The organism is Kineococcus sp. G2 (assembly GCF_037154035.1).
Taxonomy (GTDB): domain Bacteria; phylum Actinomycetota; class Actinomycetes; order Actinomycetales; family Kineococcaceae; genus Kineococcus.
Map to the genome: position 1 here is coordinate 32538 of NZ_JBBBEM010000007.1, position 21643 is coordinate 54180.

Genomic DNA, 21643 nt, shown 5'->3' on the forward strand with positions numbered 1-21643 from the left:
CACCCCGTGACGCACCCCACCCCCCGCCGCCGTTCCCGCGCCCACCGAGCCGTCGCGGCCGCCGGTGCCGCGCTGCTGCTGACCGCCTGCGGTTCCTACGGCGTCGACCCCGGAGCCGACGCCGACACCGGGACGGTCACCTACTGGCTGTGGGAGTCCGCGCAGCTCCCCGCGTACCAGCAGTGCGCCGACGACTTCGAGGCGCAGCACCCGGACATCGACATCCAGATCGAGCAGTTCGGCTGGGACGATTACTGGAACAAGTTGTTCACCGGTTTCGTCGCCAACTCCGCACCCGACGTCTTCGCCAACCACACCTCCCGGTACGGGGAGTTCGCCGAGCGCGGGCTGATCGTCCCCATCGACGAGTACGTCGAGCGGGACCGCATCGACCTGTCGAAGTACGTGACCGGCACCACCGACCTGTGGGTGGGGCCGGACGGCGAGCGCTACGGGTTGCCGAAGGACTTCGACACCATCGGGATCTTCTACAACGAGGGGATGACCGAGGAGGCGGGCATCACCCGCGAGCAGATGGAGAACCTCACCTGGAACCCCGAGGACGGTGGCACCTACGAGGACGTCATCGCGCACCTCACCGTCGACGAGAACGGCGTGCGCGGTGACGAGCCCGGCTTCGACAAGGGGAACGTGCGCACCTACGGGCTGGGCCTGGGCAGCGCGGGCGCTCCCTTCGGCCAGGTGGAGTGGTCCTACCTGGCCATGACCACCGGCTGGTGGTACATGGACGCCGAGGCGTGGGGCACCGAGTTCCACTACGACGACCCCCGTTTCCAGCAGACCTACGCGTGGTGGCGCGGCCTCATCGAGAAGGGGTACATGCCTCCACTGGCCTTCACCGAGGGCGGTGCACCCGACCAGCAGGTGCAGGCCGGCCGGTACGCCATGGTCACCGAGGGCTCGTGGCAGACCGCGAACTTCGGTGCGCTGGAGGGCGTCGACCTGGCCCTGGCGCCCACCCCCGTCGGCCCCGAAGGGCACCGCGCCGCCATGCAGAACTCCCTGGCGGACTCCATCTCCACCTCCTCGCAGGTCAAGGGGGCGGCCTGGGAGTGGGCCTCCTACCTGGGGTCGCTGGAGTGCCAGTCCGTCGTCGCCGAGGCCGGGGTCGTCATGCCGGCGATCGCCAGCACCGTCGACACCGCGAAGGAGGCCCTCGGGCGCACCGGGTTCGACATCAGCGCCTTCACCGACCAGATCGACGCCGGCACGACGTTCCCGTACCCGGCCGTCCTGAAGGCCGCCGAGGTGCAGAGCATCACCAGCTCGGTGATGGAGAACGTCATGGCCTTCAACGCCGAGCCCGACGCGCTAACGCCCATGAACGAGCAGCTCAACGCCCTGTTCGAGTGAGGCCGCCCCCCGGGGCCGTCCGCGTGGCCCGGTAGGCCCCGGGGGAGCACCCGCACGCGCGGGTGAAGCAGGCGTACAGGCTGCTCTGCGAACCGAACCCGGCCGCGTGCGCGACCGCCGCCGTCGTCATCGGGGTCGTCACCAGCAACCGCTGCGCCTCCGCCACCCGGTGCCGCGTCAGCTGCTCGCCCAGGGAGACCCCGACCGCGCGGCGGAACAGGGTGGTGGCGTAGTTCGGGTTCAGGTTCGCGGCCCGGGCCACGTCCGAGGCGGACACCGGTTCCCGGAAGTGCTCGGCGATCCAGCTGGCCATGCGGGCGACCGGGCGCAGGTCCGCCCGCGACGTCCCACCGGTCCCGGCCCCCGCGGCGCCACCCGCTGCTGCCACGATCCTCAGCACGAGGGCGTGCGCCTCCAGCAGCAGCGCCGCGGAGGCGTCCCCGCCGGGGGCCGCGAGGTCCCGCTCCCAGGTGCCGAACATCGCCGGCACGTGCGCACCGACCCGGTCGGTGGGGACCACCAGGGTGCGCTGGGCGAGCACCTGGGCGGTGAACGCCTCCGGCAGCGACCAGCTCAGCACCGTGGACAGCGGCACGTGGATCCACGCCACGTCGCTGGGGCGCAACGGGTCCGGCTCCAGCAGCCGGTGCGGTGCCGCGGCCCAGAACAGGGCCGTGCTGCCCGCCTCGACGACCGTGCGCCCGGCGCCGGAGAGGTACTCCAGCCGCCCGGCGAGCACGACGTTGACCTCCACGTCGTCGTGCCGGTGGAACTCGCGCATGGGCGGCGCCGGCCCGCGGTGCACCCACAGCACGGACTCCTCGACCTTCGCCTCGGGGCGCACCCTGCCCAGCCTAGGTGCTGAGGATCCCGGAAGGTCCGGGCGGCTCGCCGGAGGCGCCCCACGGCGGGGCCCGCCTAGCGTCGAGGCCATGAGCCAGACGACGAGCGCGACGGCGAGCCCGGCGACGGTCCCCGCACGCCCTCCCAAGATCACCATCATCGGCGCCGGGGGGCACGTCTTCCCCTTCCGCCTCGTCGGGGACGTCCTCAGCTTCCCCGCGCTGCGCTCGGCCCACCTGTGCCTCATGGACATCGACCCCGCCAAGCTGGGTCCCGTCGCCGACGCCACCCGCAAGCTCGTCGCCCACCACGGCCTGGGCGCGCGGGTGGAGGAGACGACCGACCGGCGCGCCGCCCTGGCCGGCGCCGACGTCGTCATCATCACCTTCCAGGTCGGCGGGGTGGAGGCCTACCGCCACGACGTGGAGATCCCGCGGCGCTACGGCGTCGACCAGACCGTCGGCGACACCCTCGGCCCCGGCGGCGTCTTCCGCTTCCTGCGCTCGGTGCCCGCCTACGACGCCATCGCCGCCGACGCCCTCGAGGTCTGCCCCGACGCGGTCTTCGTCAACTACGCCAACCCCATGGCGATGGCGACGGCGTACCTGAACGCCAAGGGCCTGCGCACCGTGGGCCTGTGCCACAGCGTGCAGGGCACCACCCGCATGCTGGCCCGCACCCTGGGCGTGCCGTACGAGGAGGTCGACTACCTCTGCGCCGGCATCAACCACCAGGCGTGGGTGCTGCGCTTCCGCCGGCGCGGCGGGGAGGACCTCTACCCCCGGCTGCGCGAGGTCATGGCCGACAAGCACGTCGTCGGGCGCTCCGCCGCCGGGCTGGCGGGCGACCGCGGCGACCACAGCGGGGCCGCCGACGACGCCAGCGTCTACGAGGGCGGCAACGAGCAGGTGCGCACCACGCTCATGAACGCCTTCGGGTACTTCGAGACGGAGTCCAGCCACCACGCCTCCGAGTACGTGCCGTACTTCCGCAAGGACCCGGCCACCGTGGAGCGCTACGTGCCGCAGCGGTGGGACTACTACGAGATCTGCGCCGCCCACGACGACCGCGGCGACCTCGACGCCCAGCTGGCCCGCCTGCAGGAGGAGCTCACCCCCAGCGTCGAGTACGGCGCCAGCATCGTGAACTCCGTGGTCACCGGCGTGCCCTCGGTCGTCTACGGCAACGTCCCCAACGCCACCGGGCTGATCACCAACCTGCCCTCCGACGCGTGCGTGGAGGTGCCCTGCCTGGTGGACGCCGGCGGTGTGCAGCCCACGGCCGTCGGCGCCCTGCCCCCGCAGCTCGCCGCGTTGAACCGCACCAACGTCAACGTGCAGACCCTCGCGGTCCAGGCGGCCCTGACGGGGACGCGCGAGCACGTCTTCCACGCCGTCGCGCTCGACCCCCTCACCGGCGCGCTGCTCACCCTGGAGCAGGCGCGGGCCATGACCGAGGAGCTCGTCGAGGCCCACCGCGACCTGCTGCCGCCGGCCCTGGTCGGGTGAGGAGCCCCCCGGCGCGCGGCTGACGGGGCCGTCCGGCGCGCTTGTGAGAGACTGCGGACGGTCGGACGTTCCCCACACCGGGCGACCGACCCGCTGACGAGACCGCCGCCCGGAGCGCGGCGCCCGGGCAGCGCCGCGGTCCAGTGGAAGGGCCCCGCAGGCGCCCCGGTGCCCGTTCCGGTCGGAGGGCCGCCAGCGGCACGAGCGGATCGCCGCCCCCGCGCGCGGCCCCCGCCCGTGCACCGAGGACTTCCGCCGGGTGCGGGTCACCCCGCCCGGCGATCCCTTCGAGGACGCCCCGGGGCGGCCACGGGTTCACCGGTGAGTGGTCGCCGCGAGGCGGGCTGGAGAGCCCGTGACGACCACACCTGAAGAGAACGAGCAGGGCGCGACGCCGTCGGCGGCGACCGGCGGCACCACCCGGCCCCGGCGCCGCAGGGCCGCCAGCCGCCCCGCCGGGCCGCCGGCGCGCGTCGAGCCCCCGGTGGAGGTGGCTCCGGAGCCCGGGGCTGCCGTGGAGCCCGCCGCCGTGGAGCCCGCCGCCGCCGTCGAGCAGCCGGCTGACGCGGCTGCCGTCGAGGAGGAGGCCGTCGTCGAGCGGACCGCCCCTCCCGCCCACGAGGAGACGGTCGCCGGCGCGGCGGCCGAGGCCCCCGAGGAGAGCCCCGCCCCGGCCCCCCGGCGCCGCGCGCGCCGCGCCACCCGCCGCACCGGCAGCCCCGCGGCCGAGCAGCCCGCCGAGCCCGCGGCCGAGCAGCCCGCTTCGGCTCCGGCGGAGCAGCCGGTCGAGCAACCCGCCGAGCAGCCGGTGGGGGAGGTCGCCGGTACCAGCGTCGAGCAGACCGTCGCCACGGCCCCGGACGCACCGGGCGAGCCGGAGCCGGAGCCGGCCCCGACCCGTCGCCGCCGTTCCACCCGGTCCACCCGGTCCCGCGCGACCGCGGCGGCCGAGCAGTCCGCCGCTGCGCAGTCCGCCGCCGAGCCCGTCGAGGAGCCCGCCGCCGAGCCCGCCGCCGAGCCCGCCGCCGAGCCCGCCGCCGAGCCCGCCGTGGAGCCCGCCGCGGTGGTGGCCGATGAGCAGGTGGCCGCCCCCGACCTGCAGGAGCTCATGGACGACCCCGTCCTGCTGCGCGCCGCGGGCCTGGCCCGCGCCCGCAGCGACGCCGAGCGCGCCGCCGACGCGGCCGCCCGCGCGACCGCCGTCTTCTTCCAGGCGCCCGCCGTCGAGGAGGCGCCCCGCCGCAGCCGCCGGGCGTCCGCCCCGGCCGGGCCCCCGCCCCCCGCCGCTGAGCGCGCCGCCGGGCCCGCGGACGCCCTCGAGCCCCCGGTCGGCGCCCCCGAGGACCCCGAGGCGGAGGACGTCGAGGACGTCGAGGGTGCCCGGTACGCGCAGGACGTCGAGGACGCCCGCGGCGCCGAGGACGCGGACGACGCCGGCACCGACGACGAGAGCTCGGCCCGCAAGCGCCGCCGCCGCGGTGGCCGGGGGCGCCGCGGTCGTTCCCGCGAGGACGCCGAGCGCGCCGAGGACGAGACCGCCGACGACGGCTCGGAGGACCGCCCGGACGACCGTCCCGCTGGCGCCCGTGACGACGCGACCGGGGACCAGGCCGGGGACGCGGCCGGGGATGCGGCCGGGGACGCGGAGGACGGTCCGGACACCGACGAGGACGACGGCCGGGACACCGGCGCGGACGAGACCTCCGGCTCCTCCCGTCGCCGGCGCCGTCGCCGTCGCCGCAGCAGCGGCGGCGAGGGCGACGAGCCGTCGCCGGACGACCCGCCGAACACCGTGGTGCGGGTGCGCGAGCCGAGGCGCGGCCGGGGCACCGGTGAGGACGAGATCACCGCGCTGAAGGGCTCCACCCGCCTGGAGGCGAAGAAGCAGCGCCGCCGCGAGGGGCGCGAGCAGGGCCGCAAGCGCGCGATCCTCACCGAGGCCGAGTTCCTCGCCCGGCGCGAGAGCGTCGAGCGCGTCATGGTGGTGCGCGAGAAGGACGGCGTCACCCAGATCGGCGTGCTCGAGGACGGCATCCTCGTGGAGCACTACGGCGCCCGGAAGGCGCAGACCACCATGGTCGGCAACGTCTACCTGGGGCGCGTGCAGAACGTGCTGCCCAGCATGGAGGCCGCCTTCGTCGACGTGGGCAAGGGCCGCAACGCCGTCCTGTACGCCGGTGAGGTGAACTGGGACGCCGCGGGTCTCGAGGGCCAGCCGCGGCGCATCGAGGCCGCCCTGAAGTCCGGCGACCCCGTCCTCGCGCAGGTCACCAAGGACCCCGTCGGCCACAAGGGGGCCCGGCTCACCAGCCAGGTCTCCCTGCCCGGCCGCTACCTGGTCTACGTGCCGCGCGGCTCCATGACCGGCATCTCCCGCAAGCTGCCCGACACCGAGCGCTCGCGGCTGAAGAAGGTCCTCAAGAAGGTCGTGCCCGAGGGTGCCGGCGTCATCGTGCGCACGGCCGCCGAGGGCGTCTCCGAGGAGGAGCTGGCCGCGGACGTCCAGCGGCTGCAGGCCACCTGGGAGTCGATCCAGGCGAAGGCCTCCTCCAAGAACGCCCCCGTGCTGCTGCACGGCGAGCCGGACCTGACGGTGCGCGTGGTGCGCGACGTGTTCAACGAGGACTTCTCCAGGCTCGTCGTCTCCGGCGACGACGCGTGGAGCACCGTGCGCGGCTACGTCAGCGACGTCGCCCCCGACCTGGCCGAGCGGCTGGAGCGGTGGGAGGGCGAGGAGGACGTCTTCGCCGCGCACCGCGTCGACGAGCAGCTGCAGAAGGCGCTCGGGCGCAAGGTGTGGCTGCCCTCGGGCGGTTCCCTGGTCATCGACCCGACCGAGGCGATGCACGTCATCGACGTCAACACCGGCAAGTTCACCGGTTCCGGCGGCACGCTCGAGGAGACGGTCACCCGCAACAACCTCGAGGCCGCCGAGGAGATCGTGCGCCAGTTGCGGCTGCGCGACATCGGCGGGATCATCGTCATCGACTTCATCGACATGGTCCTGGAGTCCAACCGCGACCTCGTACTGCGCCGCCTGGTGGAGTGCCTGGGCCGTGACCGCACCAAGCACCAGGTCGCCGAGGTGACCTCGCTGGGCCTGGTGCAGATGACCCGCAAGCGCACCGGGCAGGGCCTGGCCGCCGTGCTGCAGGAGCTGGAGACCGCGGCCGCCGACAACGGCTCCGGCGGGTCCTCCTCCGGCGGTGCGCGCGGCGGGAGCTCGAACGGCTCCGGCGGCGACGGGGTGGACGACGGCTCCGGTGGCGGCTCCGGCGGCAGGTCCCGGGGCCGGCGCGGTCGCGGCGCCAAGGAGGGCCGCGGCGAGCAGGAGAGCTCCGCGGCACCGGCGCCGGACAAGGAGCCCGGGCCCGCCAAGGACCCGGCCGTGCTCGCCGCCATCGCGGCGGTCGCGGCGGCCGGCCGCAAGGACCTGCCCGGCGGGGACCTGCCCGCAGAGGCCGTCGAGGCCGTCGAAGCCGTCCGCGAGGCCCTCGCGGACGTGTCCGACGGTGCGGCGGACCCCGCCGCGGGAGGCGCCGAGCCGATCTCCGTCGAGGGGTGAGGCGAGTCGTTTTGACCCCCGGGGGCGGCGTTCCGTACGCTTAACCCCTGGTGCGCCATCGTGCGCGAGCCCTGGTCCGCCATCCGGCGGGCCGGTGGCGTCCCAGTTCGTGACGAGAGAAACGGGTTCGTTGTGGTCTACGCCATCGTCCGCGCCGGCGGCCGGCAGGAGAAGGTCTCGGTCGGCGACGTGCTGACCATCGACCGGGTCGCCGTCCCCAGCGGTCAGACCCTGCAGCTGCAGCCGCTGCTCCTCGTCGACGGGGAGACCGTCACGCACGACGCCTCCGCGCTGTCGGGGGTCAAGGTCGTCGCCGAGGTGGTCGAAGGGGCTCGCGGCCCCAAGATCACCATCCTGAAGTACAAGAACAAGACCGGGTACCGCAAGCGCCAGGGGCACCGCTCCAAGCTGACCCGTGTCAAGATCACCAGCATCGGGGAGTGACGTCAGCTCATGGCACACAAGAAGGGCGCGAGCTCCTCGCGCAACGGTCGTGACTCCGCCGCGCAGCGCCTCGGCGTGAAGCGCTTCGGCGGCCAGGTCGTCGGCGCCGGTGAGATCATCGTGCGTCAGCGCGGCACCCACTGGCACCCCGGTGCCGGCGTGGGCCGCGGCGGCGACGACACGCTGTTCGCGCTGGTCCCGGGCGCCGTCGAGTTCGGCACCCGCCGCGGTCGCAAGGTCGTCAACGTCGTCGCGGGCGAGTGACGACGCACCAGCAGTGACACGGAGGGGCGGGCCGGGCATCCGGTCCGCCCCTCCGTGCGTCGCCCCCAGCGGGCAGCGCACGCCCCGTCCGCCGCACGGCCGGCGGGGTCCAGCAGTCCCACAGAGCCGGAGAGCCACATGTCGTCCGCCGCGTCCCCCACGTTCGTGGACCGGGTCGTCCTGCACGTCGCCGGCGGTGACGGCGGCAACGGCTGCGCGTCGGTGCACCGCGAGAAGTTCAAGCCCCTCGGCGGCCCCGACGGCGGCAACGGCGGCCGGGGCGGCGACGTCGTGCTCGAGGTCGACCCCCAGGTGACGACCCTGCTGGACCTGCACCGCCGCCCGCACCGCAGCGCCCCCGACGGCCGCTTCGGCATGGGCGGCAACCGCAGCGGCGCCGAGGGCGAGGACCTCGTCATCGGCGTGCCCGACGGCACGATCGTCCGCTCCGCGAAGGGTGAGCTGCTGGCCGACATGGTCGGCGCCGGCACCCGCTTCGTGGTCGCCGCCGGCGGCCGCGGCGGCCTGGGCAACGCGGCGCTGGCCTCCCCGCGCCGCAAGGCCCCCGGCTTCGCCCTGCTCGGCGAGCCCGGCGAGAGCCGCGACGTCGTGCTGGAGCTGAAGACGCTCGCCGACATCGCGCTCGTCGGCTTCCCCAGCGCCGGCAAGTCCAGCCTCGTGGCGGCGTTGTCGGCGGCCCGCCCGAAGATCGCCGACTACCCGTTCACCACGCTCGTGCCGAACCTCGGCGTCGTGGAGGCCGGCGAGACCCGCTTCACCGTCGCCGACGTGCCGGGCCTGATCCCCGGCGCCAGCGAGGGCCGCGGCCTGGGCCTGGACTTCCTGCGCCACGTCGAGCGCTGCGTCGCCCTCGTGCACGTCCTCGACGGCGCGAACCTCGAGGTGGACCGCGACCCGGTCGGCGACCTGGAGGCCATCGAGAAGGAGCTGGCCGCCTACCGCGTCGACGACGGCACCGTACCCCTGCAGGACCGGCCGCGGCTGGTCGTGATCAACAAGGCGGACGTGCCCGACGCGCGGGACATGGCCGAGATCGTGCGCGCCGACCTGGAGAGCCGCGGCGCCCCCGTCTTCGTCGTCTCCGCCGTCTCGCACGCCGGGCTGCGCGAGCTGAAGTTCGCCATGGCGCAGCTCGTCGAGGCCGCCCGCGCCGCCGCCCCCGAGGCGGTGCCCACCCGGGTCGTGATCACCCCCGCCGCCGTGGACGAGACCGGCTTCACCGTCACCCGCGAGGAGTACGGCGACGAGCTCACCGGCGGTGTCCGCTACCGGGTCCGCGGCGAGAAGCCGCGCCGCTGGGTGCGCCAGACCGACTTCACCAACGACGAGGCCGTCGGCTACCTCGCCGACCGACTCGCCCGCCTGGGCGTGGAGGACGAGCTGTTCAAGGCCGGCGCGGTCCCCGGTGCCGAGGTCGTCATCGGCGCCGAGGACGACGCCGTCGTCTTCGACTGGGAGCCCACGATGCTCTCCGGCGCCGAGGTCCTCGGCCAGCGCGGCAGCGACCTGCGCCTGGAGGACCACTCCCGTCCCACCCGCGCCGCCAAGCGCGAGCAGGAGCGCGAGCGCCGCGCGGCGAAGGCGGCCGCGCGCGGGGAGCTGGAGGCCGAGCGCCGCGCCGGGCGCTGGACCGCCGACGACGACTCCGCGGCCACCGACCCGGTCACCGACCCGGCCACCGACGTGGAGGGCGAGGACGGCGCCGCCGAGGGGGCAGCCCCCAGGTGAGCGAGCACGACGGCGGCACGGGCGGGCGCGAGGCGCTGCGTCGCGCCCGCCGGGTCGTCGTCAAGGTCGGCTCCTCCTCGCTGACCACCGCGGCCGGCGGGCTGGACGCCGCGCGCCTGGACGCCCTCGTGGACGTGCTCGCGCAGCGCCGCACCGCCGGCGGGGAGGTCGTGCTCGTCTCCTCCGGGGCCATCGCCGCCGCCCTGGCCCCCCTGGGCATGCCCAAGCGCCCCCGCGACCTGGCCAGCCAGCAGGCCGCCGCCAGCGTCGGGCAGGGACTGCTGCTGGCCGAGTACACGCGCGCCTTCGCGCACGCGGGCCTGACCGTGGGGCAGGTCCTGCTCACCGCCGAGGACGTGGCCGGGCGCACCCGGTACGGCAACGCCCAGCGCACCCTGGAGCGGCTGCTCGCCCTCGGGGTGGTGCCGGTCGTCAACGAGAACGACACGGTCGCCACCCACGAGATCCGCTTCGGCGACAACGACCGCCTCGCCGCTCTCGTGGCGCACCTCGTGCGCGCCGACGCCCTCGTCCTGCTCAGCGACGTCGACGCCCTGTACGACGCACCGCCGTCGACGCCGGGATCGCGCCGGCTCGCGCTGGTGCGCGGCCCGGAGGACCTCACCGGCGTCACCGTCGGCGCCGCCGGGGCGGCGGGCGTGGGCACCGGCGGGATGGCCACGAAGGTGGAGGCGGCGAGCATCGCCGTAGCCGCCGGGGTGCCGGCGCTGGTGACCTCCGCGGCGCTGGCGCGCGAGGCGCTGGCCGGTGAGGACGTCGGCACCTGGTTCGCCGTCCCGCCCGCGCGCACCGCCCGCCGCGGCACCCGGCAGCTGTGGCTGGCGCACGCCGCCAGCCCCACCGGGCGCCTCGTGCTGGACGAGGGCGCGGTGCGGGCCGTGCGCGAGCGGCGCTCCTCCCTGCTGCCCGCCGGCGTGCTGGGCCTCAGCGGCCGCTTCCGGGCGGGTGATCCCGTGGACCTCGTCGACGGAAACGGCCGCGCGCTGGCGCGCGGGCTGGTGAACTACTCCTCGGAGGAGCTGCCGGACATGCTCGGCCGCTCGACGCGCGAGCTGGCCCGGCAGTGGGGGCCGGCGTACGAGCGCGAGGTGGTCCACCGCGACCACCTGGTGCTCCTGTCACGTCCGTGAGGTGCGCGCAGCGAGGAGCCGGAGTTGGGTGAACCGCCGCTGTCGCTGTGGTCGGTGACGCTCACGCTGGCGGGGGCGCCCGTGGACGTCGGCGAGCTGCGCGCCGCCCTGGACCGCCTGGTGGGCCAGCACCCGTTCCTGTCGAGCATCCGCTACAGCGACAGCCGCGCCGAGGTGCGCTACTGGGACGAGGCCCGCGACGTCGACGACGCCGCCGCGATGGCCGTGCGGCTGTGGCCGGAGCACCGCGCCAGCGCGGGCCTGCCCGCCTGGGACGTGGTGGGCGTGGAGGTGGTGGACAGGGCCACCGTCGAGCACCGGGCGGCGCAGCGGCAGCGGGGCCTGCTGCGCGTGCCGCGCCGCTCGAGGCCGGCGCGCACGGGCCCGGAGCTGCTGGGGGACGTCGCCCCCTGGTGAGCGGTGGGCGCCTGCGGGCACCCGCCCTCGCCGTAGGCTGGACCCATGACCGCTCTGGCCGAGACCACCACCGGGAGCCGCGACGTCACCGAGGCGGTCCTGGGGACCTGCCGCCGGGCGAAGGCGGCCTCGCGGCCGCTGCGGATGGCCACGCGGGCGGCCAAGGACGCCGCGCTGCTGGCCGTGGCCGACGCCCTGGAGGCCGCCACCGACCGGATCGTGGCCGCCAACGCCGAGGACCTCGACCGCGGGCGCGCGCGCGGCACCTCCGAGCACCTGCTGGACCGCCTGGCGCTGGACGCCGGGCGCGTCGCCGCCCTGGCCGCCGCGGTGCGCGAGGTCGCCGCCCTGCCCGACCCGGTGGGGGAGGTGGTGCGCGGCTCCACGCTGCCCAACGGGCTGCGGCTGCGCGAGCTGCGGGTGCCGATGGGCGTGCTGGGCGTGGTGTACGAGGCGCGCCCCAACGTCACCGTGGACGTGGCGGTGCTGGCGCTGAAGAGCGGCAACGCCGTGGTGCTGCGCGGCGGGTCGGCGGCCGTCAGCACCAACACCGTCCTGGTGGACGTGGTGCGCTCGGCGCTGGCGGCCTCGGGCCTGCCGGCGGACGCGGTGCAGGGCATCGACGAGCACGGCCGCGACGGCGTGGGGGTGCTGCTGACGGCCCGCGGCCTGGTGGACCTGCTGGTGCCGCGCGGGGGCGCCGAGCTGATCCAGCGGGTGGTGCGCGAGGCCACCGTGCCGGTCATCGAGACGGGCGTGGGCAACTGCCACGTGTACGTGGACGCCTCCGCCGACCTCGCCCAGGCCGTCGAGGTCGTGCTGAACGCCAAGACCTCGCGCCCCAGCGTGTGCAACGCCGCCGAGACGGTGCTGGTGCACTCGGCGCTGGTGGCGGACTTCCTGCCGGCGCTGCTGCGCGCGCTGACCGGCGCGGGCGTCCGGCTGCACGCCGACGAGCGGGCCCTGGCGGCGGCGCGGGCGGCCGGGGTGGCCGCCGAGCCGGCCACCGACACCGACTGGGCCGCGGAGTACCACGGCCTGGAGATCGCCGTGGGCGTCGTGGACTCGGTGGAGGCGGCGGTGGACCACATCGGCCGCTGGTCCTCCGCGCACACCGAGGCGGTCCTGGCCACCGACGTGCGCGTCAGCGACTACTTCTGCGCCGCGGTGGACTCCGCGGTCGTGGCCGTCAACGCCTCCACCCGCTTCACCGACGGCGGCGAGTTCGGCCTGGGCGCCGAGGTCGGCATCTCCACCCAGAAGCTGCACGCCCGCGGGCCCATGGGGCTGGCGGAGCTGACCACCACGACCTGGCAGGTGCTCGGCGACGGGCACGTGCGCGCCTGAGGCTCAGCCGCCCGCCTCGTCGCCGTCCTCCAGCGTGTCGCCGGCGACGAGGTAGGCCGGCCGGCCCTGCAGCTGCACGTACAGCCGGCCCACGTACTCACCCAGCACGCCCAGGCACAGCAGCTGCAGCGTGCCCGCGCCGGCGACCACCACGAGGGTGGAGGTCCACCCCGGCACGGTGGAGCCCGCGGCGAACGACACCAGCGCGTACACCAGCAGCAGCGAGGTGAGGGCGGCGCCGCCGAGCCCGAAGATGCTCGCCAGCCGCAGCGGGGCGGTCGAGGACCCCGTGATGGCGTCCAGCGACAGCCGCACCATGCGGCGCAGGGGGTACTTCGTGCTCCCGGCGCCGCGGGCGGCGCGCGCGTAGGGCACGCTCGCGGAGCGGAAGCCCAGCTCGGGCACGACCAGCCGCAGGACCCGGTGCTGCTCGGGCAGCTGCAGGACGGTGTCGACGACGGTGCGGCTCGTCCAGCGGAAGTCGCCGGCCTGCGCCGGGGCGGTGCCGCCCAGCGCCCGCACCAGCCGGTAGAACGCCGCCGCCGTCAGGCGCTTGAAGCGCCCGTCCACCGAGCGGTCGCTGCGCACCGCGTAGACGACCTCGACGGGCCCTGCCGGTGCCCCGTCCTGCGGCACCCCGCCGCCGGAGGCGGCGGCCAGGAGGTCCGGCAGCAGCTCCGGGGGGTCCTGCAGGTCGGCGTCCATGGTGACCACGCCGCGGCGGCCGCGGGCGCGGGCGAGCCCGGCGGACAGCGCGGCCTGGTGCCCGGAGGCGGCGCGCAGCCGCACGACCCGCAGCTGCGGCCACTCGCGCCGTGCCCGGGCCAGCACCACCGGCGTGGCGTCGGTGCTGCCGTCGTCGACGACGAGCACCTCGTAGCCGGCGAGCCCGTCGGCCACCAGGCCGTCGAGCACGGGCCGCAGCCGCGCGACCAGCTCGGGCAGCACCTCGGCCTCGTCGCGCGCCGGCACGACGACGGTCAGGTCGGGACCCTGCTCACGGTCCTGCTCACGGGTGGGCTCACGGGTGGGCGGGGCGGGCACGCCGCGATCCTGCCGCACCTCCCGGCGGCACCGTCGCGACGGGGCGTGCGAGACTGGGCCCAGCACCGCACGGACCCGGAGGACACCCCATGCTGAACGCCCTGGCCGCCGCCGAGATCGCCGAGGAGTCGCACGGCTGGGAGGGCCACCTGCCGATGGCCCCCATCGCCTTCGCGATCGTCGCCGCCTGCATCATGCTGGCGATGCTGCTGATCGCGTGGGCCTTCCGCAGCGTGGGCAACCGCCACTGAGCGCGGGGCAGGAGCGCCGCCCGCGCCTGGGGGTGATGGGCGGCACCTTCGACCCGATCCACCACGGCCACCTGGTCGCCGCCAGCGAGGTCGCGGCCCGGTTCGACCTCGACGAGGTCGTGTTCGTGCCCACGGGCAGGCCGTGGCAGAAGTCGCGCCGGGACATCGCCCCGGCGGAGCACCGGTACCTGATGACGGTCATCGCCACCGCCTCGAACCCGCGGTTCACCGTCTCGCGCATCGACGTCGAGCGCGAGGGGTTCACGTACACGATCGACACCCTGCGCGAGCTGCACCAGCTGCGCCCGGACGCGGACCTGTTCTTCATCACGGGTGCGGACGCCCTGGCGCAGATCCTGCAGTGGAAGGACGTCGCGGAGCTGTGGTCGCTGGCCCACTTCGTGGGTGTCAGCCGGCCGGGGCACGCCCTCAGCGACGACGGGCTGCCGCTGGACGGGGTCAGCCTGCTGGAGGTGCCGGCCCTGTCGATCTCCTCCACGGACTGCCGCCGGCGCGTCGCCGGGGGACTGCCGGTCTGGTACCTGGTGCCCGACGGCGTGGTGCAGCACATCACCAAGCACGGGCTGTACCGCGACGGCGGGGGAGAGGCGCGCGCGGGCGTGGGACAATCGGGGGAGAAGACCTGATCGTCCCCGGGCCGCCGGCCCGGACCACCCGAGGAGCCCCGTGCCCGCATCCGAGCGAGCCCTCGAGCTGGTGACGGCCGCCGCCGCTGCGGCCGTCGACAAGCTCGCCACCGACGTCACCGCCCTGGACGTCTCCGACCAGTTGTTCATCACCGACGCCTTCCTGCTGGCCTCGGCCCCCAACGAGCGGCAGGTCCGGGCGATCGCCGAGGCGGTCGAGGAGAAGCTGCTGCCGCTGGGCGCCAAGCCGGTGCGCCGCGAGGGCGAGCGCGAGGGGCGCTGGGTGCTGCTGGACTTCATCGACCTGGTCGTGCACGTGCAGCACGCCGAGGAGCGCGAGTACTACGCGCTGGAGCGGCTCTGGAAGGACTGCCCCGTCATCGAGGTGCCCACCGCGGCCGCCGCCCCCGGAGACGCGCAGGGGTGAGCGCCGCCACCGTCGTGCTGTGGCGGCACGGGCGCACCCGCTCCAACGCCGAGAACCGCATGCAGGGGCAGCTCGACGTCCCGCTGGACGAGGTGGGGCACGCCCAGGCCGCGGCCTCGGCCGCGCACCTGGCGCCGCTGGTGGCGCCGCTGGCGGCGGTGGGCGCGGCGAGGCTGGTGGCCTCCGACCTCAGCCGCGCGCTGGACACCGCCCGCGCGCTCAGCGCGCTGACGGGCCTGGAGCCGCAGCCGGACCCCGCGCTGCGCGAGGTGGACGCGGGGCGGTGGCAGGGACTGCTGCACTCGGAGATCACGGCGTCCTGGTCGGAGGACTACGCCGCCTGGCGCGGCGGCGGTGACGTGCGCGCCGGCGGCGGGGAGAGCCGCGCCGAGCTCGCCGAGCGCACCGCGGCGGCCGTGGAGCGGCACGCGGCCGGGGTCCCCGAGGGCGGCACCCTCGTCGTCGCCTCGCACGGCGCCGCGCTCAAGGGCGCCCTGCTGCGGCTGCTGGGTCTGGAGCTGTCGGCCTGGTCGGCGTTCGCGGGCTTCCGCAACGCGCACTGGGCGGTGCTGGCGCGCGGCCGGCGCGGGTGGCTGCTGGGGGAGTACAACGCCGGCCCGCCCGGGGCGGGCGAGGGCGCCGAGGGCTGAGGTCCGCGACCGTTCGCCGGGGCGTGGTCACGACCGCTCCCGGGGATGCGGTAGAGTTCTTCTCGTTGCCGCGGGGAAAACCCGGGGGAACGAACAAGGGGCTGTGGCGCAGCTGGTAGCGCACCTCCATGGCATGGAGGGGGTCAGGGGTTCGAGTCCCCTCAGCTCCACAGGTGAAGGCCCCCGGACGAGAGTCCGGGGGCCTTCGTCGTGTCCGGGTGGTCCGGTGCTCGACGCGCCCCCCCGGGGGACCCGCACTGCTCCCCCCGGGGGGCTCCTCAGGAGCGTGGAGCGGGGGACCACCCGAGCGCGGGGGCGACGTGGCGCGCGACGCTCTCGAGCAGGTGGAGGTTGTACTCCACGCCCAGGGCGTTCGGGACCGTCAGCAGCAGGGTGTCCGCCTCCCGCACCGCCGCGTCCTTCGCGAGGTCCTCGGCGACGCGGTCCGGCTCGCCGACGTAGCTCCTGCCGAAGCGGGCCGGGCCCGGCTCGCCGAGGGAGCCGACCTGGTCGGTGCTGCCGACCTCGCCGCCGAAGTACGCACGGTCCTCGTCGGTCACCAGGGGCATGACGCTGCGGCTGACCGACACCCGCGGCTCGCCCGGGTGACCCGCCTGCGACCACGCCTGCCGGAAGATCGCGATCTGCTCGGCCTGCAGCTCGTCGAACGGCACGCCGGTGTCCTCGGTGAGCAGCGTGGAGCTCATCAGGTGCATGCCCTGCTCGCCGGCCCAGCGGGCGGTCGCGCGGGTGCCCGAGCCCCACCAGACGCGGTCGGCCAGGCCCGGCGCCTGCGGCAGCACGGGCAGGGCGACGGAGCGGCCCGTCATCCGCGGGTCCGAGCGGGCCACGCCCGCGCCGGCGATCGCGCGCCGGAAGAGCTCGGTGTGCCGGCGGGCCATGTCCGCGCCGCTCTCGCCCTCGGCGGGCACGTGCCCGAAGGCCGCGGGACCGTCCAGGGCCGGCTCGGGTGAGCCGCGGCTGACGCCCAGCTGCAGGCGCCCGCCGGAGAGCAGGTCCACCTGGGCGGCCTCCTCGGCCATGTGCAGGGGGCTCTCGTAGCGCATGTCGATCACGCCGGTGCCCAGCTCGATGCGGGAGGTGCGGGCGGCCATCGCGGCGAGCACCGGGAAGGGCGCGGCCTGCTGGCGGGCGAAGTGGTGCACCCGCACGTACGCGCCGTCCAGGCCGAGCTCCTCGGCCCCCTCGGCGAGCTCGACGGTCTGCACGAGGGCGTCGGCGGCCGTGCGCGTCCGCGAGCCGGGGACGGGCTGGTAGTGCCCGAAGGAGAGGAACCCGATGCGCTTCACGGCTGGTTCAACGTGCAACTTCTCGGGGGTGTTCCCCGCGCGCCCGGGCAGGATGGCCCGGTGACCGAGCTCCCCGTCCCCGCCCTGCCCCTCGAGCTGCGCGACCGCGTGTCCAGGAGCACCCGCCTGTGCATCTCCCTGTCGGGGCGCCCGAGCGACCTGGGCACCCGCTTCCACAACTTCCTCTACGCCGAGCTGGGCCTGGACTTCGTCTACAAGGCGTCCACCACCGGCGACATCGCCGCCGCGGTCGCCGGGATCCGGGCTCTGGGCATCCGCGGCTGCGGGGTGTCGATGCCCTTCAAGGAGGCCGTCATCCCGCTCGTCGACGAGCTGACGGCCTCCGCCGCCGCGATCGACTCGGTGAACACGATCGTCAACGACGACGGGCACCTGGTGGCGCACAACACCGACTACCTCGCCGTGGTCGGCCTGCTGTCCGCCCACGGCGTGCGACCGTCCGGCCCGGCCGCGGTGCTCGGCAGCGGCGGCATGGCCAAGGCCTGCCTGGCGGCGCTGCGCGACGCCGGTTTCGCCGACCTGACCGTCGTCGCCCGCAACGAGAGCGCCGGCCGCGCGCTCGCCGACGCCTACGGGGCCCGCTGGCTGCCGCGGGCCGGTGACCTGCGGCCGGCGCTGCTGGTCAACGCCACCCCCGTCGGCATGGCCGGCGGCGAGGACGCCGACCGGCTGCCCGTGGCGCGCGAGGTGGTGGCCGCCGCGGCCGCCGTCGTGGAGGTCGTCGCCGTGCCCGAGGACACGCCCCTGGTGCGCCTGGCCCGCGAGCTCGGCGCCGAGGTCGTCACCGGCACCGAGGTCGCGGCGGTGCAGGCCGCCGAGCAGTTCGCCCTCTACACGGGGGTGCGGCCCACGGACGAGCAGGTGCGCCGGGCCGGGGAGTTCTCCCGCGCCCGCTAGGGCCCGTCCGCTGGGCCGCCCCGGCCGGGCGTCACCCGCACGCCGCATCCAGTCCACGCCCGCGGTGGCCGAGACAGTCGCCGTGAGCGTCCAGCACCCGCGCCCCGCCGCGCCCCCGGTCCCGCCCGAGCGCCGTCGACACGTCCTGGTGGCCGGTGTGCCGGTCGCGGGCGTCCTCGGCGTGGTGCTGGCCGGTCTGCTGCTGCCGCGCGCCGCGGCGGTCGCCGCGGCGGCCGCGGTCGCCGCGCTCTGCCTGCTCGTGCTGGCGCGGGCGCTGCTGGTGGCCCTGCGCTCGCGGGCGGAGGCGGAGGAGTCCCTGGTGCGCCTGCACGCCGAGCTGCACGCGGCGCGCGACGAGAGCGTCAAGGACCCCCTCACCGACCTGCTCAACCGCCGCGGGCTGCTGCTGCTCGGGCACCAGGTCATCGAGTCCGCGCGCCGCTCCGGCGGGGCGGTGCACGCCTGCGTCGTGGAGGTCGCGCCCGCGGTGGTGCTGGGTTCGCCGGACGGGCACCCCGGCCGGGCCGGTGCGCGGCGCGACGACGACTGGCGCGCCGTCGCCGCGTCCCTGCGCGGTGCCACCCGCACCACCGACGTGGTCGCGCGCGAGGACGAGGGCCGCTTCCTCGTGCTGGGGCCGGGCGCGGGCCTGCACGCCCAGGAGCTGGAGCGCCGGGTGCGGGTGGGCCTGGCCCAGCAGCGCCTGGGCGAGGCCGGCGCCGAGGGCGGCGGCGCCCCGAGGCTGTCCGTCGAGGTGGGCGCCGCGGTCCTCGCGCCCTGGGACGACGGCGGGGTGGGCGACCTGCTGGTGCGTGCGGAGCAGTCCCTGGCGCAGCGGCGCGCCCTGCGCCGCAGCGTGCCGCAGCACGGCTGGGGCCGGCGGCGCGGGGACCGGCGCGCCGAGGACGGGACGGGCAGCGGCGCCCCGGGTGGCGGCACCGCCGGCACCGAGCGCCCGGGGGCCTGAGGCCACGCGCTAGGCTGGTGCCGTGCGGACCCAGCGACTCCTCGCCGGACCGCGCTGAGCGGCTGCGGAGCAGCCCTCGGCGCGGTGACCCCTCCTGAGCGAGGGGTTTTCCCATGTCGGGGCACGGTGGGGGGACGGGCGCACGCGGCCCACCAGGAGGACGAGATGACGCAGACCGAAGCGGGGACCGGCGTCCGGCCGGACCACGAGCCCGAACGGGACGGCGAGCGCTACGACGCGCACGCCCTGCAGGAGAAGTGGCTGCCGGTCTGGGACGAGCTCAAGCCCTTCCGCAGCGGCGAGCCGGGCGACACCCGCCCGAAGAAGTACGTGCTCGACATGTTCCCGTACCCCTCCGGCGACCTGCACATGGGTCACGCCGAGGCGTACGCGCTGGGCGACGTCATCGCCCGGTACTGGCTGCAGCGCGGCTTCGACGTCATGCACCCCATCGGCTGGGACGCGTTCGGGCTGCCCGCGGAGAACGCCGCCATCAAGCGCGGCCTGGACCCGCGGGCGTGGACGTACGACAACATCGCCCAGCAGCGCGCCTCGATGCGCCGCTACGCGTGCTCCTTCGACTGGGACCGCGTGCTGCACACGTCCGACCCCGAGTACTACAAGTGGAACCAGTGGCTGTTCCTGAAGCTGTACGAGCGGGGCCTGGCGTACCGCAAGGACTCGCTGGTCAACTGGGACCCGGTGGACCAGACGGTGCTGGCCAACGAGCAGGTCCTGCCCGACGGCACCTCCGAGCGCTCCGGCGCCAAGGTCGTCAAGAAGAAGCTGACCCAGTGGTACTTCCGCATCACGGAGTACGCCGACCGGCTGCTGGACGACCTGGACACCCTCGAGGGCGCGTGGCCGTCGAAGGTCATCAGCATGCAGCGCAACTGGATCGGCCGCTCCACCGGCGCGGAGGTCGAGTTCGCCATCGAGGGCCGCGAGCAGCCGGTGACCGTGTACACCACGCGCCCGGACACCCTGCACGGTGCGACGTTCATGGTGGTCGCGGCCGACTCCGACCTGGCGGAGGAGCTGGCCGCCGACGCCCCCGCGGACGTGCGCGCCGCGTTCGAGGAGTACCGCACGCAGGTGCAGGAGACCAGCGAGATCGACCGGCTGGCCACCGACCGCGAGAAGACCGGCGTGCCGCTGGGGCGGTTCGCGGTCAACCCCGTCAACGGTGAGCGGCTGCCGATCTGGGCCGCCGACTACGTGCTGGCCGACTACGGCACCGGCGCCATCATGGCCGTGCCCGCGCACGACCAGCGCGACCTGGACTTCGCCCGCGCGTTCGGCCTGCCGGTGCGCGTGGTCGTCGACGTGCGCGACGCCGAGGGCAACGCCCTGCCCGATCCCGCGGAGTCGGGGACCGCCACCGCCGGCGACGGCGTGCTGGTCAACTCCGGCGAGCTGGACGGCCTGGACAAGGCCGCCGGCATCGCCGAGGCGATCGAGCTGCTCCAGGCGTCCGGGAAGGGTCGCGCGGCGAAGAACTACCGGCTGCGCGACTGGCTGATCTCCCGCCAGCGCTACTGGGGCACCCCGATCCCGGTCGTGCACACCGCCACCGGTGAGGTGCCCGTGCCCGAGGACCAGCTGCCGGTGCTGCTGCCGCCGAGCGAGGGGCTGAACCTCACGCCCAAGGGGACGTCCCCCCTGGGAGCGGCCGAGGAGTGGGTGAACGTGCCCAGTCCCGTGGACGGCACGCCCGCGCGGCGCGACCCGGACACGATGGACACGTTCGTCGACTCGTCCTGGTACTTCCTGCGGTTCGTCTCCCCGAAGGACGACACGCAGCCCTTCGACAAGGACCTCATCGCGCAGTGGGGGCCGATCGACCAGTACGTCGGCGGCGTGACCCACGCGATCCTGCACCTGCTGTACGCGCGGTTCATCACCAAGGTGCTGCACGACATGGGGTACCTGCCCTTCGACGAGCCGTTCGCGCGGCTGCTGAACCAGGGCATGGTCCTCATGGAGGGCTCGGCGATGAGCAAGTCCAAGGGCAACATCGTGCGCCTGTCGGACCAGCTCGACGAGCACGGCGTGGACGCGGTGCGACTGACGATGGCGTTCGCCGGCCCGCCGGAGGACGACATCGACTGGGCCGACGTCTCCCCGTCGGGTTCGGCGAAGTTCCTGGGCCGGGCGTGGCGGCTGGCGCGCGACGTCACCTCCGAGCCCGGCGCGGACCCGGCCACCGGCGACGCGGCCCTGCGCGCGGTGACGCACCGCACGGTCCACGAGATCGGCCAGCACGTCGAGGCGTACCGCTTCAACGTGGCCGTCGCCCGCCTCATGGAACTGGTCAACGCCACCCGCAAGGCGATCGACTCGCCCGGCGTCGGCCCGGCCGACCCGGCGGTGCGCGAGGCCGCCGAGGCGGTCGCGGTGGTGCTCAGCCTGTTCGCGCCGTACGCGGCGGAGGACATGTGGTCGCTGCTGGGGCACGACCCGTGCGTGGCGCGCGCCGGGTGGCCGGTCGTCGACGAGTCGCTGCTGGTGCAGGACACGGTCACGTGCGTCGTGCAGGTCAAGGGCAAGGTCCGCGACCGCCTGGAGGTCTCCCCGGACGTCTCCCAGGACGAGCTGCGCGAGCTGGCCCTGGCCAGCGAGAAGGTGCGGGCCGCGATCGGCGACGCCGAGCTGCGCACCGTCGTGGTGCGCGCGCCGAAGCTGGTGAACATCGTCCCGGCCTGACCGGCGGGACGCACCGAGGCCCCGGCCCCCGCGAAGGGGGCCGGGGCCTCGGCGTTCCGGG

Annotated in this window: 19 protein-coding genes and 1 tRNA gene; 17 read left to right on the plus strand and 3 right to left on the minus strand. The window is 75.5% G+C overall.

Annotated features, from left to right (window positions below):
• The first annotated feature begins 6 nt into the window (after positions 1-6).
• Positions 7-1374, plus strand: a complete 1368-nt coding sequence (locus V9U69_RS01125; RefSeq protein WP_337059446.1) for an ABC transporter substrate-binding protein — start codon at positions 7-9, stop codon at positions 1372-1374.
• Here the strand turns inward: V9U69_RS01125 and V9U69_RS01130 are convergent.
• Positions 1355-2218, minus strand: a complete 864-nt coding sequence (locus tag V9U69_RS01130; RefSeq protein ID WP_337059447.1) for a helix-turn-helix domain-containing protein — start codon at positions 2216-2218, stop codon at positions 1355-1357. The two genes, V9U69_RS01125 and V9U69_RS01130, sit on opposite strands and share 20 nt — an antisense overlap.
• Before the next feature lie 88 nt (positions 2219-2306).
• Between V9U69_RS01130 and V9U69_RS01135 the strand changes: the two genes are divergently transcribed.
• The 8 genes from V9U69_RS01135 to V9U69_RS01170 all read left to right on the plus strand — a co-directional run bounded on the left by V9U69_RS01135 (position 2307) and on the right by V9U69_RS01170 (position 12662).
• Positions 2307-3725, plus strand: coding sequence for an alpha-glucosidase/alpha-galactosidase (locus V9U69_RS01135; RefSeq protein ID WP_337059448.1), 1419 nt, complete (start codon positions 2307-2309; stop codon positions 3723-3725).
• A gap of 355 nt (positions 3726-4080) precedes the next feature.
• Complete coding sequence (locus tag V9U69_RS01140; protein WP_337059449.1) at positions 4081-7290, plus strand: Rne/Rng family ribonuclease; 3210 nt, start codon at positions 4081-4083, stop codon at positions 7288-7290.
• 132 nt (positions 7291-7422) lie between these two features.
• Positions 7423-7734 (plus strand): 50S ribosomal protein L21, encoded by a 312-nt coding sequence (gene rplU / locus V9U69_RS01145; protein WP_337059450.1) that lies wholly within the window; start codon positions 7423-7425, stop codon positions 7732-7734.
• Positions 7735-7743: 9 nt separating this feature from the next.
• A complete protein-coding gene (rpmA, locus tag V9U69_RS01150) occupies positions 7744-7998 on the plus strand; it encodes a 50S ribosomal protein L27 (protein ID WP_242129231.1) in 255 nt (84 codons plus the stop codon).
• Between the two features lie 138 nt (positions 7999-8136).
• The gene (gene obgE, locus V9U69_RS01155) at positions 8137-9747 is read left to right on the plus strand and encodes a GTPase ObgE (RefSeq protein ID WP_337059451.1); all 1611 of its coding nucleotides are present in this window, start codon (positions 8137-8139) and stop codon (positions 9745-9747) included.
• Positions 9744-10898, plus strand: a complete 1155-nt coding sequence (gene proB, locus V9U69_RS01160) for a glutamate 5-kinase (RefSeq protein WP_337059452.1) — start codon at positions 9744-9746, stop codon at positions 10896-10898. The genes obgE and proB overlap by 4 nt, the downstream gene beginning before the upstream one ends.
• 24 nt (positions 10899-10922) lie before the next feature.
• Complete coding sequence (locus V9U69_RS01165) at positions 10923-11315, plus strand: hypothetical protein (protein WP_337059453.1); 393 nt, start codon at positions 10923-10925, stop codon at positions 11313-11315.
• Between the two features lie 45 nt (positions 11316-11360).
• A complete protein-coding gene (locus V9U69_RS01170) occupies positions 11361-12662 on the plus strand; it encodes a glutamate-5-semialdehyde dehydrogenase (RefSeq protein WP_337059454.1) in 1302 nt (433 codons plus the stop codon).
• Between the two features lie 3 nt (positions 12663-12665).
• Here V9U69_RS01170 and V9U69_RS01175 read toward each other — a convergent pair whose 3' ends face one another.
• Positions 12666-13706, minus strand: coding sequence for a glycosyltransferase family 2 protein (locus V9U69_RS01175; RefSeq protein ID WP_337059455.1), 1041 nt, complete (start codon positions 13704-13706; stop codon positions 12666-12668).
• A gap of 89 nt (positions 13707-13795) precedes the next feature.
• On the opposite strand from V9U69_RS01175, the gene V9U69_RS01180 reads away from it, so the two are divergent.
• The 5 genes from V9U69_RS01180 to V9U69_RS01200 all read left to right on the plus strand — a co-directional run bounded on the left by V9U69_RS01180 (position 13796) and on the right by V9U69_RS01200 (position 15851).
• Positions 13796-13957, plus strand: a complete 162-nt coding sequence (locus V9U69_RS01180) for a hypothetical protein (RefSeq protein ID WP_337059456.1) — start codon at positions 13796-13798, stop codon at positions 13955-13957.
• The gene (nadD, locus tag V9U69_RS01185) at positions 13954-14604 is read left to right on the plus strand and encodes a nicotinate-nucleotide adenylyltransferase (protein WP_442907530.1); all 651 of its coding nucleotides are present in this window, start codon (positions 13954-13956) and stop codon (positions 14602-14604) included. Before V9U69_RS01180 ends, nadD begins: the two co-directional genes overlap by 4 nt.
• 40 nt (positions 14605-14644) lie before the next feature.
• Entirely contained in the window at positions 14645-15031 is a 387-nt protein-coding gene (gene rsfS, locus V9U69_RS01190) for a ribosome silencing factor (RefSeq protein WP_337059458.1), read from the plus strand.
• On the plus strand, positions 15028-15681 hold the full coding sequence (locus V9U69_RS01195; protein ID WP_337059459.1) for a histidine phosphatase family protein: 654 nt from the start codon (positions 15028-15030) through the stop codon (positions 15679-15681). Before rsfS ends, V9U69_RS01195 begins: the two co-directional genes overlap by 4 nt.
• 97 nt (positions 15682-15778) lie before the next feature.
• Positions 15779-15851 (plus strand) — tRNA-Ala (locus tag V9U69_RS01200).
• A 108-nt stretch (positions 15852-15959) separates the two neighbouring features.
• Here the strand turns inward: V9U69_RS01200 and V9U69_RS01205 are convergent.
• Positions 15960-16991, minus strand: coding sequence for an LLM class flavin-dependent oxidoreductase (locus tag V9U69_RS01205; protein WP_337059460.1), 1032 nt, complete (start codon positions 16989-16991; stop codon positions 15960-15962).
• A gap of 60 nt (positions 16992-17051) precedes the next feature.
• On the opposite strand from V9U69_RS01205, the gene V9U69_RS01210 reads away from it, so the two are divergent.
• The 3 genes from V9U69_RS01210 (at position 17052) to leuS (ending at position 21582) form a co-directional block, all read left to right on the plus strand.
• Positions 17052-17909 (plus strand): shikimate 5-dehydrogenase, encoded by an 858-nt coding sequence (locus V9U69_RS01210; protein ID WP_337059461.1) that lies wholly within the window; start codon positions 17052-17054, stop codon positions 17907-17909.
• 82 nt (positions 17910-17991) lie between these two features.
• Positions 17992-18876: a hypothetical protein gene (locus V9U69_RS01215; RefSeq protein ID WP_337059462.1), complete on the plus strand. Its 885-nt coding sequence runs from the start codon at positions 17992-17994 to the stop codon at positions 18874-18876.
• 165 nt (positions 18877-19041) lie between these two features.
• Complete coding sequence (leuS, locus tag V9U69_RS01220) at positions 19042-21582, plus strand: leucine--tRNA ligase (RefSeq protein WP_337059463.1); 2541 nt, start codon at positions 19042-19044, stop codon at positions 21580-21582.
• Positions 21583-21643 lie beyond the last annotated feature (61 nt).

Coding starts and splice junctions, on each gene's coding strand:
- V9U69_RS01135 (WP_337059448.1), top strand. CDS start 2,307: ATGAGCCAGACGACGAGCGCGACGGCGAGCCCGGCGACGGTCCCCGCA.
- rpmA (WP_242129231.1), top strand. CDS start 7,744: ATGGCACACAAGAAGGGCGCGAGCTCCTCGCGCAACGGTCGTGACTCC.
- obgE (WP_337059451.1), top strand. CDS start 8,137: ATGTCGTCCGCCGCGTCCCCCACGTTCGTGGACCGGGTCGTCCTGCAC.
- V9U69_RS01170 (WP_337059454.1), top strand. CDS start 11,361: ATGACCGCTCTGGCCGAGACCACCACCGGGAGCCGCGACGTCACCGAG.
- V9U69_RS01180 (WP_337059456.1), top strand. CDS start 13,796: ATGCTGAACGCCCTGGCCGCCGCCGAGATCGCCGAGGAGTCGCACGGC.
- leuS (WP_337059463.1), top strand. CDS start 19,042: ATGACGCAGACCGAAGCGGGGACCGGCGTCCGGCCGGACCACGAGCCC.